The organism is Streptomyces sp. NPDC054796, assembly GCF_053611545.1.
The window spans coordinates 23,108-35,630 of sequence record NZ_JBSHAO010000035.1 but is presented as its reverse complement, the minus strand read 5'-3'; the positions used below and the strand labels follow the sequence as shown (position 1 = coordinate 35,630).

Annotated in this window: 8 protein-coding genes and 1 pseudogene; 1 reads left to right on the top strand and 8 read right to left on the bottom strand. The window is 73.5% G+C overall.

Translation table 11 applies throughout. The features are described from left to right. Positions 1 to 119: 119 nt before the first annotated feature. The 4 genes from ACWGJ2_RS26130 to ACWGJ2_RS26115 all read right to left on the bottom strand — a co-directional run bounded on the left by ACWGJ2_RS26130 (position 120) and on the right by ACWGJ2_RS26115 (position 4,433). Positions 120 to 905, bottom strand: a complete 786-nt coding sequence (locus tag ACWGJ2_RS26130) for an alpha/beta fold hydrolase (protein WP_453348711.1) — start codon at positions 903 to 905, stop codon at positions 120 to 122. A gap of 80 nt (positions 906 to 985) precedes the next feature. After that, complete coding sequence (locus tag ACWGJ2_RS26125; RefSeq protein WP_453348667.1) at positions 986 to 1,837, bottom strand: aspartate dehydrogenase domain-containing protein; 852 nt, start codon at positions 1,835 to 1,837, stop codon at positions 986 to 988. Continuing rightward, positions 1,834 to 2,820: a VOC family protein gene (locus tag ACWGJ2_RS26120; protein ID WP_453348666.1), complete on the bottom strand. Its 987-nt coding sequence runs from the start codon at positions 2,818 to 2,820 to the stop codon at positions 1,834 to 1,836. Before ACWGJ2_RS26120 ends, ACWGJ2_RS26125 begins: the two co-directional genes overlap by 4 nt. A gap of 98 nt (positions 2,821 to 2,918) precedes the next feature. Further along, complete coding sequence (locus ACWGJ2_RS26115) at positions 2,919 to 4,433, bottom strand: aldehyde dehydrogenase (RefSeq protein ID WP_453348665.1); 1,515 nt, start codon at positions 4,431 to 4,433, stop codon at positions 2,919 to 2,921. A gap of 324 nt (positions 4,434 to 4,757) precedes the next feature. Here ACWGJ2_RS26115 and ACWGJ2_RS26110 point away from each other — a divergent pair. Continuing rightward, positions 4,758 to 6,179: pseudogene (locus ACWGJ2_RS26110) on the top strand (MFS transporter); the annotation flags it as partial. Here the strand turns inward: ACWGJ2_RS26110 and ACWGJ2_RS26105 are convergent. The 4 genes from ACWGJ2_RS26105 to ACWGJ2_RS26090 form a co-directional block, all read right to left on the bottom strand. Beyond that, positions 6,073 to 9,114 (bottom strand): ComEC/Rec2 family competence protein, encoded by a 3,042-nt coding sequence (locus tag ACWGJ2_RS26105; protein ID WP_453348664.1) that lies wholly within the window; start codon positions 9,112 to 9,114, stop codon positions 6,073 to 6,075. The pseudogene ACWGJ2_RS26110 and the gene ACWGJ2_RS26105 sit on opposite strands and share 107 nt — an antisense overlap. Positions 9,115 to 9,254: 140 nt before the next feature. Then, entirely contained in the window at positions 9,255 to 10,016 is a 762-nt protein-coding gene (locus ACWGJ2_RS26100; protein ID WP_453348663.1) for a helix-hairpin-helix domain-containing protein, read from the bottom strand. Between the two features lie 629 nt (positions 10,017 to 10,645). Beyond that, the gene (locus tag ACWGJ2_RS26095; RefSeq protein WP_453348662.1) at positions 10,646 to 11,491 is read right to left on the bottom strand and encodes a DegV family protein; all 846 of its coding nucleotides are present in this window, start codon (positions 11,489 to 11,491) and stop codon (positions 10,646 to 10,648) included. 21 nt (positions 11,492 to 11,512) lie between these two features. Then, a complete protein-coding gene (locus ACWGJ2_RS26090) occupies positions 11,513 to 12,343 on the bottom strand; it encodes a hypothetical protein (protein WP_453348661.1) in 831 nt (276 codons plus the stop codon). Positions 12,344 to 12,523 lie beyond the last annotated feature (180 nt).

The following is a 12,523-nucleotide window of genomic DNA, read 5'->3' as shown; positions in this document are numbered from 1 at the left end:
GCGCTCCTTCGGGTTCGGATCTCGGTGTCGGGTTCGGTTCTCGGTGTCCGTGTCCGTGTCCGTGTCCGTGTCGGTGTCGGTGTCGGTGAACAGCGGGCGGTTCGCGAGGACTTACGGGGTCACTCGGGTATGCGCGCTGTGATGCGCAGGTGGGACAGGACCCAGTCGTTGAAGGCCGCGGGCCGCTCCTGGTTGGCGAGGTGTCCGGCGCCCTTGACGATCACGTAAGCGGACTTGTGGACCGCGCCCGAGATGGCCTGGCTCGCCTCGACACCCGTCACGCTGTCCTGGTCCCCGCACAGGACGAGGGTGGGCGCGGCGACGGAGGCGAGCGAGGGACGCAGATCGGTCGCGGCCATGGAGTCGGCTGCGTACGCGTAGCCGGGCAGGCGCACGGCCGAGGCCATGGTCTCCACGACCCGTCCGACCAGCTCGGCCGGCGCGTCCGGTGACACCAGCCGCGGCCCCCTGCGCTCGGCGAAGGGGCGGGGCCCCAGCTTCTCCAGCTCGGCGGCGCGCCCGCGCATGGCGGCGGCCTTCGCCTCGTCCGTACCGGAGCCCGGGCTGCTGTCGGCGACGATCAGCCCCGCCACGAGGTCGGGGTGGCGGGTGGCGAGCCGGAGCGCGATGACGCCGCCCCAGGAGACGCCGAGCACGTGGGTGCTGTCGCTGTGCGCGTCGCCGCTGTGCGCGCGGATCAGCGCTGCGGCGGTGTCGGCGTAACCGTCCAGGTCCAGGGGCCCCTGGGGGTCGGCCGAGCGGCCGTAGCCGGGCGCGTCCCAGGCGAGGACCCGGGCGCGGTGGCCGAGCCCGTCGAGTTGCGCGGTGAAGGCTGCCGATGACGAGCCGATCCCGTGCAGGCACAGCACCAGAGGGCCCCGTTCACCTGCTCGCTCGACGTGCAGCCCCGCGAGGTCGTACGGCGCGCCGGAAGCGGACGCGGAAGCCGAAACGGAAGCGGACGCGGACGCGGAAACAGACGCGGTCACAGGATCTGCCCCGTCTTTCCGGCGAGCGCGGCCAGGCTGCGCAGCACGGCGTACGGAACGACCTGGCTCGTCGCCGGGTTGCCCGGGTCGGGCAGGTGCTCGACCTCGAAGCGGTACGTCCCGTGCTCGCCGGAGGCGTGGACGGCGTGCCGGGTCCGGGTGGCGCCCGGGTCGGCGACGACGGTGACCCGGACCCGGCCGGGGTCCCCGACCGCGAGCGCGACGGAGGCGGCGACGTTCGTGGACTTGGGAAACTTCGCGGGGATGTCCCGCGCCGTACCGCTCATGACCTCGACGGGCGCGGTCGCGGTACGCATGCGGTGCAGCAGTTCCTCGTCCATCCAAGGCTGTTCGAGGGTGGCGGGCAGCTTGGTCGTGGTCAGCCGTACGTCGGTGAGCGGGCCCATCTCCCGTACCGCCTGGAGGAGATCGAGACCGCCGACGGCGCCACCGGTGAAGTAGACCCGACCGGGCCCTGTGGCCAGCAGCCGACCGGCGAGGGCCTCGTCGGTGAGGGCGCCGGTGGAGGCGATCAGCAGATCGGTGCCGGAGCGCAGCACGCGCTCGCCCCACTCCCGTACGACCGCCTGGCCCGCCGCCTCCACGATCAGGTCGCAGTGCGCGAGCGCTTCGTCGAAGCCGAGCTGAGGGGCGGGGGCTTCCGTGCCGAGCACGCGATTGTCGATGACGCAGGCCAGCTCGGCTCCGGGCACCGCGCCCTCGGCCACGGCACGCCCGACGACGCGCCCGATGGCGCCCCACCCGACGAGCCCGACGCGCCGAACGGACCGTGCCCCCGTCCTCTCGGGCGCGGACGCGGACGTCGGGGCGGAGACAGGCGCGGTCATGCGGAGACCTCCTCATCGGCCGTGGACGGGGCGTCGGCGACGTCGGCGGGGGAGCCCGCCAAGGGCCCCGGATCGGGTTCGCCCGCCATGTGGCAGCGGATCTCGGACGAGGGCGGACCGGCCGTGCCCCACAGATCGGACAGCTCGGGAACCCGCCGCCACACGCGCGCGATCCACGCGTCCTCGACGATCTGGGCGACCTCCGAGGTGTACTCGCAGACGAGCCCGGCCGGGTCGGTGAAGTAGGAGAACGTGTTGTTCCCCGGACCGTGCCGCCCCGGCCCCCACTTCGGTACGACCCCGTGGTGCCGGAGACGGCCGAGTCCGCGCATGAAGTGGTCGACCGAACTCATCTCGTAGGCCACGTGGTTGAGCGAGGCCCACTCCGCCTGGTTGAAGGCGATGCAGTGGTGGTCGGCGTTGCAGCGCAGGAAGGCCATCTGGTGCTCGGACCAGTCGGAGACGCGCAGGCCGAGCACGTCGCGGTAGAAGGCCACCAGCGCGTCGATGTCGGTGGTGTTGAGGACCGCGTGGGTGACACCGACGGGCACCGCCGCGTCACGGCCGCGCGGTGCCACGGCCTCGACCTCGGCGCTCAGCTCGATCAGCCTGCCCTCGGGGTCCGTGAAGCGGAGCCCGTAGCCGCCGCCCACCTGGTCGAGCGGGCCCGGCTCGGTGACGGGGAGGATGCCGCGGGCGAGGAGCCGTCGGCCCGCATCGTCCACCTCGCCGGGGGTGGCGACGGCGAAGCTGAGGCGGCCGAGGCCGTTGCGCGAGGCGTGGGTGAGGCTCAGGACGTGGTGCTCGTCGCCGGTGCCGCGCAGCCAGCTTGCACCGTTCTCCCGGTCGGACTCGACGACTTCGAGCCCCCACACCTCGGAGTAGAAGTCGGCGGCCTGGGTGAGCGCGGGCGTACGCAGCTCGACGGAACGCAGTGCGCGCAGCCGGGCGACGGGCCCGTGCGGGGCGGCTTCGTGCAGCATCGCTGTCTCCAACATGGCGGGGGCGGGTCGGGGAGGGACGTATGGGGCGGACCGGAACCGGAACGGGAACGGGAGCCGGAGGCGTGGAGGCGCGGGCCTCAACCGGCAGCCGACGCCGCCGTGGTCGCCGTCGCCCAGGGAAGGGGCGCATCGCCGACGCCCCAGTACAGGCTCTTCTGACGCTGATAGGCACGTATGCCCTCGCGTCCCTTCTCACGGCCGAGGCCGCTGTCCTTCGTGCCGCCGAAGGGCGTGGCGATGCTGAACTGCTTGTACGTGTTGATCCAGACCGTGCCCGCCTCGATCCGCCGCGCTACCCGCCACGCGGTGCGGTGGTCGCGGGTCCACAGGCCGCAGGCGAGGCCGTAGACGGAGTCGTTGGCCTGGGCGACGAGGTCGTCCTCGTCGTCGAACGGGAGCGCCACGAGCACGGGCCCGAAGATCTCCTCCTGACAGGCGCGCGCAGAGTTGGGCAGCCCGTCGAGCACGGTGGGCAGGTAGTACGCGCCCTTCTCGTACTCCTCCCCCTCGGGCGCCCCTCCCCCGCACCGCACCCGCGCCCCCTCCTCGCGCGCGAGATCGACATGGCCCGCGACCGCGTCACGGTGCCGGTGATGCACCAGCGGGGCGACCTGCGTACCGGGGTCGGTGCCTGGACCTACCTTCAGCTTCCGCGTACGGGCCGTCAGCTCGTCGACGAACTCCTCGTACCGCCCACGTGCCACGAACAGCCGCGAGCCCGCCACGCAGGACTGGCCACTGGAGGAGAAGATCCCGAACATGACGCCCGCGAGGGCCTGTTCGAGGTCCGCGTCCTCGAAGACGATGGTCGGGGATTTGCCGCCCAGCTCCAGCGACACGGGCATGACCTTCTCCGCCGCGGCGTGCGCGATGGCGCGGCCCGTGGTGGTGCCGCCGGTGAAGGTGACCTTGCCGACGCGCGGGTGCCGCACGATCGCGTCCCCGATGAGGCTGCCCCGGCCGGGCAGCACGGAGAGCAGCCCGGCCGGAAGCCCCGCCTCCGCCAGCGCCCGGGTGACGAGGCGGCCGAGGGCGAGCGCGACGAGCGGGGTCCACTCGGCGGGTTTGAGCAGCACGGCGTTGCCCGCGGCCAGCGCGGGGGCCAGCTTCTGGGCGTCGCTGGCGATGGGCGAGTTCCAGGGGGTGATGGCGCCGACGACGCCGATGGGCTCGTGGAGGCTCACGGTGACGTAAGCGCCGCGCGAGGGCGTGACGGCGTCCTCCGCGGTCTCCAGCGCGGCGGCCGTGTAGCGGAAGGTCCCCGCCGCGCTGTGCACGAGGGCCCGCGTTTCCGTACGGCTCTTTCCCGTGTCGGCGGTCTGGAGCGCGGAGAGCGCTTCGGCCTCGTGCTCGATCAGCTCGGCGACCCGGTGGAGGAGACGGGCACGCAGGTGCGCTGGCAGCTCGCGCCAGGCCGGATCGGCGGAGGCGGCGGCAGCACCCTCGGCGGCCTCGTCCACGTCCTCGACGGAGGCCGCGTGCACGGCGGTGAGGACGCGCCCCGTCGCGGGGTCGACGGTCTCGGTCCGCGCACCCGCGCCGCGCCGCCACCGCCCCGCCACCAGCACCTCGTCGGCGGGTAGTTGAAGCATCCAAGCCTCCAGACGATGGACCGAAGTGTCGCTAGGGCCAAAAATTTAAGCGCTTAGGTATTTCTTGGCAAGACCCCTTCCGCGAAGAAGTTGCCGTGCCTACCTCTTGACGGCGACCACCCCCCAGTCGATACAACTTAAGCCCTAAGAAGCTTGGCGGTTACGCATAAGTTTCCTGCCGCTCACGGCGCCCCCGCCCGACCGCGCCCTCCCCTCTCGCATCCGTCTCTCGCATCTCGCTTCTCCCCGACAGCCGCGCGCGGTCACGATCCGACGCGGCCCGAACCACTCCGTACCTCCGGCGCGGAGTTGGAGGACACCTGGATGACTATCGACACCTCGCCGGGCCTCGCGGCCCGTGCCGACATCGCCGCGCGCTTCGAGCGGCTTCCGGTCTCCCGCTGGCACGTCACGGTGCGCCTCGTCGTCGGCGTCGTCACCTTCTTCGAGGCGTTCGACCAGCTCCTCATCGCCTACGCCATGCCGGAGCTGCGCCAGGAGTGGCACCTCACCGACACCGGCACGACCACGGTGCTGACCGTCGGCTCGATCGGCATGCTGATCGGCGCGCTCTTCTCCGGGCGCCTGGCCGACCGGATCGGGCGGGTCAAGGTGATCGCGCTGTGCGTCGGCGTCTCGGGTGCGGCGAGCCTCGCCCTCGCCGCCTGCTCGTCCGTCACCCCCTTCATGGCCCTGCGCTTCGTCCAGGGGCTGGCCATCGGCGGTGAGGTACCGGTGGCCGCCACCTTCATCAGCGAGATCACGCGCAGTTTCAAGCGCGGTCGCTTCGTCCTCCTCTACGAGCTGGTCTTCCCCGCCGGTCTCACCGTCGGCGCGGTCGTCGCCGCCTGGGTGGTGCCAGCGCTGGGCTGGCGGTGGATGTACGTGATCGCCGCCGTCCCCGGGCTGCTCTGCTACCTCGTCCAGCGCGCGGTCCCCGAGTCGCCCCGCTGGCTCGCCGACCACGGGCGCCTGGAGGAGGCCGCCGCCGTCATGACCGAGATCGAGGCCAAGGTCGCCCACGCGACGGGCCGCCCCCTCCCCCCGGTCCCGGAGAAACCGGCACCGGCCCCGGCCCCGGAACCGGCACCGGACGAGAAACCCGGCGCGGCCCCGGCGTCCGGCACGGCCAAGGGCTCCCCCGCCTCCGCCCCCGTCGCCCCCTCCGCCGTGGCGACGCCCGCCGAGCTGACCGCCACCGGCCTGCGCGGCCTCTTCGTCGGCCGCTACCGCCGCCGCACCCTCATGGTGTGCGCCCTCTGGTTCACGGGTTACTTCGTCAACTACGGCATCACCTCCTGGCTGCCGACGATCTACCAGGGCGAGTACGGCCTCTCCCTCTCGGACGCCCTCGTCTACTCGACCGTCACCTCCAGCGCGGGCCTCCTCGGCTGTCTGATCGTGGCGCTGACCGTGGACCGCGCGGGACGGCGCAAGGTCGTCGCCGTCTTCCTCGGGGGAGCCGCCGCCGTCCTGCTCACCCTCGCGGTACTCGGCGCCCGCACCCCCCTTCAGGTGCTCATCTGGACCTCGCTCTCCGCCGTGTTCTTCTTCGGCTCCAACATCTGCCTCTACCTCTACACACCGGAGCTGTATCCGACCCGGATGCGCGCCCTCGGCAGCAGCGTCGGCGGAGCGCTCAACCGCCTCGGGGTGATCCTGGGCCCGGTGCTGGTCGGGATGGTGTACGCGAGCGGCAGCATCTCCCTGGTCTTCGCGATGCTGGGCTGCGTGGCCCTGCTGGGCGCGGCGGTCGCCGCGCTCTTCGCCGAGGAGACCGCCAACCGGCCCCTGGAGGAGGTCTCGCCCTGAGACGCCCGCCCCGGCCTCCGCGCCCCGGCGTCCCGCGCTCCGTCACCACCGCGGGCGGCGGGGCGCCGTCGCCGTTCCCGCCGGTCACCGCCAGCGCGCCCTGCGTATCGGTACGCGACACGACCGCGCCCGACGCCCTGATCGCGGCAAGCGTCAGCGGGGACGGGTGCCCGTACGAGTTGTGGGCACCGCACGACACGAGCGCGATCCGTGGCCTCAACCGGCTCAGGAGCGACGGGTCCTGGTAGGCCGAGCCGTGGTGAGCGACCTTGAGCACATCCACGGCTCCCAGAGCCGGATGCGCCTCCAGCAGTTCCCGCTGCGCGGGCGGTTCGAGATCGCCGGGCAGCAGCACGCTGAGTCCGGCCACGCGGACGAGAAGGGTGACGCTGGCGTCGTTGGCGCCCTCGCCTTCCTGCGGGGGCGGAGCTGGTACGGCGGGTGAGGCGGGTCGCGGGGGCGGGGGCCAGAGCACGGACCACGTCAGCCCGCCCGCCCTTCGCCGCTCACCCGCCGACGCCGCGACAACGGGAACCCCTGCCTTCCGCGCCGCCCGGCGCACGGACTCCACCTGCTCGGGCGGCTCCTCCAACGTGGTCGTCTGGATCGCGCCGACCGCCCTCCCCCGCAGCACACCACGCACCCCGGTCACGTGATCGGCGTGGAAGTGTGTGAGCACGAGCAGCGGCACGGTGGTGATGCCGAGCGCGCGCAGACACCGGTCGACCGTGGCCGGGTCGGGCCCCGCGTCCACCACGACGGCCGTCCCCTCCTCGCCCGTGGCCAGTACCAGCGCGTCGCCCTGTCCCACGTCGCAGACCACCATGCGCCAATCCGACGGGGGCCAGCCCGTCAACGGCCGCACCAGAGGCGTCGGACGCAACACCACCAGCAACAGCAGCAGGGCGCAGGCCACGCACAGCCACGGACGGTTCAGCACCCGCAGCCCGGACGCGCACATCAGCACCGCGATCGTGAGCAGCGCCAGCAGCAGCGCACCCGTCCAGCTCCCAGGCCACGCGATCTCAGCACCGGGCAGAGCGGCACCCGCACGGGCGATACCGGCGATGCACTCCGTCGGCCAACTCGCCAGCCAGGACAGTCCCTTCGCCAACGGCATCGCCCAGGGCGCCGCCGCGAGCGAAGCGAACCCCAGCACGGTGGCGGGCGCGACGGCGAACTCCGCCAGCAGATTGCACGGAACTGCGGCCAGGCTCACGTGAGCAGCGAGCACCGCCACCACCGGCGCACAGGCCACCTGCGCCGCCGCGGCGGCGGCGAGCGCCTCGGCGATCCGGCCCGGCATCCCCCTGCGGCGCAACGCCGCCGCCCAGCGCGGCGCGACCGTGAGCAACGAGGCCGTGGCCAGAACGGACAGCAGGAAGCCGAAGTCGAGGGCGAGCCACGGGTCGTGGAGCACCAGCAGCAGGACGGCGCCCGCCAGCGCGGGCAGCAGCGAACGGCGGCGGCCCGTCGCCAGCGCGAGCAGCGTGACCGCGCCGCAGGCAGCCGCTCTCAGCACGCTCGGATCGGGACGGCAGACGACCACGAAGGCGAGCGTGAGCGCGGCGCCGAGCAGCGCCGTCGTCCGCAGCGACAGCCCGAACAGCGGGGCGAGCCCTCGCCGCTCGGCGGAGTGCGCCGAGCCCGGCGGGCCGATCAGCAGCACGAGCAGGACAGTCAGATTGCTTCCGCTTACCGCCAAGAGGTGCGTCATGTCCGTGGCACGGAACGCCTCGTCGAGGTCGGCGGGCAGCCGCGAGGTGTCCCCGACGACCAGCCCCGGAAGCAGTCCGCGCGCGTCCCCGTCCAGGCCACCGCTCGCCTCGCGCAAGCCAGCGCGGAGCGTGCCCGCCATGCGCTGCGCCGCCGAGGGCTCCCGCACGACGTGGGGTGACCCGGGCTCCCGTAGACGCAGGACGGCGGCGATGTCCTGCCCGGGACCGGACTCCATGGGCACGGCGAGGCGCCCCGAAACCCGCAATCCCGTGGACGGCAGCAGCCTCAGCCAGTCCGAGGCCACCGCACGGTCGCCCTCCGCTTCCGGCCCCGGGACCGCCCCGGACACCTCCGCAGCCGCCTGGCCCGTCGCCACCCGCGCCCCGGCCTGCTCCTTACCGGAACCCAGGACCGGCCCGGCGTCCTGGCCGAAGGCCGGACCGGGCCCCGGGCCAGAGCCCGAATCCGGCCCCGGGCTCCTGTCCGAGCCCGTGTCCTGGCCCGAACCAGGATCCGTGTCCGTACCCGAGTCAGGGCCCGACGGGCGATCGGAGCGGTCGGGCGGCTGGAGAAGGACGAGCACCGGGGTACGGACGTCCTCCGCCACGTTCGTCGCACCCGGCGTCCCAGCGCCACCCGCCACGTCTCGCTCCGCCACCGGACCGGCCGGGGTCGACGTCGCCGCACTCGCCAGGCCCGTACCGCCGCCCGGAACCAGCACCCGGGTGACCTCCGCCCGGAACATGACCGACCCCGACGTCTGATGCGCGCCCCGCACCTTGGGACGAACCCGTCGCGGGTCCCCCGTGACGGTCAACTCGACCGTCGCCATCTCGTATCCCTCAGCCAGCCTCGGCACCGGCCCACGCCGCAGGTCCGCGGCATGCAGTGCCGCGTCCGCGCCCCCGGCCGCGGCACTGAGCAGTGCCATGGTGACCGCGACGAACAGCCCGCGCCGCACGCCGCGCCGACGACCGCCCCGCGCGCACATCAGCAGCGCGACGGCGACCGCACAGCACCCGCCCACGCCGACCGCCACCACCGTGCCCGGCGCCCCGAGCCCGAGTGCCGCCCCGGCCCACGCGGCGAGCGCGGCCGGGACCAGCCGCAGATCCGTCGGCCCGTCCCTCCGGGGGTTCGAGGCTCCCAACCGGTGCCCCGAGGCAGCGTGTGCCGGGGAGCGCCCTGGGCGGGCAGGGCGCACGGCGTCCCCGCGGTCATCGCTCCGCCCGGCCGTCGGCCCGACCGCGCCCGGCCCGTTTCCCTCCCCTGCCGCCCCCGCCGTCCCGCTCATGGCGTCACCCGTGGCTTCAGATCGGCGAAGCGGCGCTCACCGATGCCGTTGACGTCGCGAAGCTGGTCGATGGAGGTGAAGCCGCCGTGCTGATCGCGGTACTCGATGATGTGCTGGGCCAGCACGGGGCCGATGCCGGGAAGCGTGTCGAGCTGTTCGACCGTGGCCGTGCTGAGGCTCACCGTGCCGCCGGACGCCGCGCCCGCCCCTCCGGTGGCGCCGGTGCTTCCCGGAGCCGGACTCGAACCGGCACCCACGCCCCCGCCTGCCCGCGAACCGCCGCCCACGACGATCTGTTCACCGTCCACGAGCAGCCGGGCACGGTTCAGCCCCCGCATGTCCGTGCCCCGCCGGGCTCCTCCGGCGGCCTCGATCGCGTCCTCGACGCGGGAACCGGCGGGCAGCCTGTGGACACCCGGCTCGCGGACCTTGCCCGAGACATCGACCACGACCCGTTTGCCCGTCGCTCCGCTCGCTGAGCCCGCCGCACCCGCCGTCGCGCCTCCCGACGCGATCGCCGAAGCGGCCGGACTCGGCCGACCGGCCGCGCTCCCGCCCTCCACCGACGGCGCCTGGATTCCCTCGCCTGCGGGCGCGGCCACACTCCGTGGGCGTCCCTCCCAGAAGTGCTGCACTCCGAAGGCGACGGCGATCAGCAGGACCACCACAAGAGCCGCGAGGGTCTTCGGCTCCACCCCGCACCGCAACCGCAGCCATAACGGCAGCCGTTCCCACAGGGGCGGCTGGGACGGCCTCACCCGGCCTTGGGTACCGTCCCCGTCCCGTTCCACAGTGGGAGCCCGCCCCAGCTCCCCGTCCGAAGCCCGCCCGCTCCCCGTTTCATGGGCCCGCGCCTCACGCCGGGCCCTGCTCTCCCGCACGGCAGCGCGCGCCGCCGCAATGGCGACCTCGCGCGGCAGCACCGTCTCGGCGGCACCGGGCCCGCTCCCCTCGCCGCCCCTCGGCGCACCGTCCTCCGAGAAGAGCGCGGCCACCCGCGTGTCCGCAGGGGCACTCTGGCCTCCCCTGCCGCCCGGCAGCGCCCGGTGCCGTGGAGAACTCCGCGACAGGCGCGAGGGACGACGCCCCGGAGCCGGATAGTCAGGGCGCCCCGAACGGCCCGGTCCCCGCACCCTTCGCCGAGGGGCAGGACGGGGACGCGGAACAGCGGAGGAAGGCGCGCCGGCAGAGGAACGGGAAAGGCGGGGAGAACGTGATCGGGTGCTCATGCCGACCGACGGTAGAGACGTTCACGCCGCGTCAGTGATCTTGCTAAATTCCCGGGGACAACCCACCAGTTGTGGATAACTCCGTCACCCACACGCTCCACACGCCCCGCACACCTCACACCCCCAGGCCCTCACACCCCCAGCGCCCCCGCCCCCACTCACCTCAACGACACGACCGCACCCAGCAACCCCGGCCCCGTATGGGCGCCGATCACCGCGCCCACCTCACTGACGTGCATCTCGCCCAGCCCCGGAACGCGGTCACGCAGCCGCTGGGACAACTGTTCCGCGCGTTCCGGTGCCGCGAGATGGTGGACGGCGATGTCGACTCGGGCCTCGCCCGCCCGCTCGACCACGATCTCCTCCAGGCGGCCGATCGCCCTCGTCGCCGTGCGGACCTTCTCCAGCATGCCGATGCGGCCGTCCGTCAGCTCCAGCAGCGGCTTCACCGCCAGTGCTGAGCCGAGCAGCGCCTGGGCCGCGCCGATGCGGCCGCCCCGGCGCAGATAGTCGAGGGTGTCCACGTAGAAGTAGGTGGAGGTGCCCTCGGCGCGCTTCTCGGCGGCGGCCACCGCGTCGTCCAGCGAGCCGCCCGCCTCCGCCGCCTCGGCCGCTGCCAGGGCGCAGAAGCCCAGGGCCATCGCGACCACACCGGTGTCCACCACCCGTACGGGTACCGGTGCCTCGCGGGCGGCCAGCACCGCCGCGTCGTACGTACCCGAGAACTCCGCCGAGAGGTGGAGGGAGATGACGCCGTCCGCACCCGCCTCGGCCGCCGCGCGGTACGCCTCGGCGAACATCGCCGGGCTCGGCCTGGACGTCGTGACGGCGTGGCGCTGGCGCAGGGCCTCGGCCAGCGAGCGGGCCGAGATCTCGGTGCCCTCCTCCAGTGCCTGGTCCCCGAGCACCACGGTCAGTGGGACAGCGTTGATGTGGTGCCGCCGCAGGGCCGCCGGCGGGAGGTAGGCCGTGGAATCAGTGACGATCGCGACATGGCGGGACATGAACAGGAGGCTACCGCCGTCTCAGGAAGCGCTCCGAGGACGGCCCTTCTCGAAGTGGGGAAACCCTTGCCGCTGCTGCCCCGCCGCTCCTCCGTCGGGCCCGGCGAGGCCCTCCGTCCGGCCCTCGCGCCCGGCCGGAAGCCCCGGAGCGGAACCCTCCGCGTCGGCGCCCGCCCCGGCAGGGTCCGAGCCCGTCCCGGCAGACCCCGCACCCGCGCCATCGGAGCCGGCCGAAGATGCCGAAGCCGCCGAGGACCGCGCATCGGACGCCGCGTCTCCCTTCCCCAGCGCGGAGCGCTCCTCGTCCGGGCGCTGCCAGTGCCGCAGCGCGCCCGACTCGATCTCGATCTGCTCGCGCAGGGCCGACAGCCCCTCGGCGTCGTACTCCCGCGCGCGGTCCTGGGCTGCGAAGCGGAGGGAATCGGCCGACTGCTTGATGTGCGCGACCCGTTCGCGGGCCTCGGGGAGCCGTTCGGCGACGCGCTCCTTGTCGGGTTCGCGGTCCATGAGCTGGCGCAGCTCGCCGTCGAGCTGCCTGGCGTGCTCCTGGAGGCGATCGAGCAGGCCCATCGCCTCACGCAGCGACGCGTCACGCTCGGCGCCCGCCTCCAGTGCGCGACGGGTGTTGTCTATGGAGGAGCGCAGCTCCAGGCGCGTACGGGCCAGCTCGCCCACGGGTCCCGGCTGCACGGCCTTCGCGCGCAGCGCCGTCTCGTCCACGGTCCGCCGGACCTGCGTGCCCGTACGCTCCACACCGCGCTGCACGGCCCGCACGGCCTTCACGGTGACGAAGGCACCGAGGGCCACGAAGAGCACGAAGAACAGCGCCAGTACACCGATGACGAATTCCACGGGCGCGCTCCTTCGTCAGTTCCGCCAGTCCGCCAGGGTCGTCTCCTGTCCAGCGTAAACGGACAGGGGTGGGGGGGGGGGGGCGCGCGAAACCCCCGCGGCCCCCCCCCCCCCCCCCCCAGCCAAAAAAACCCCCCCCCCAACCACGACAAAAAAAAAAACAAAACACGAACCGAGCAC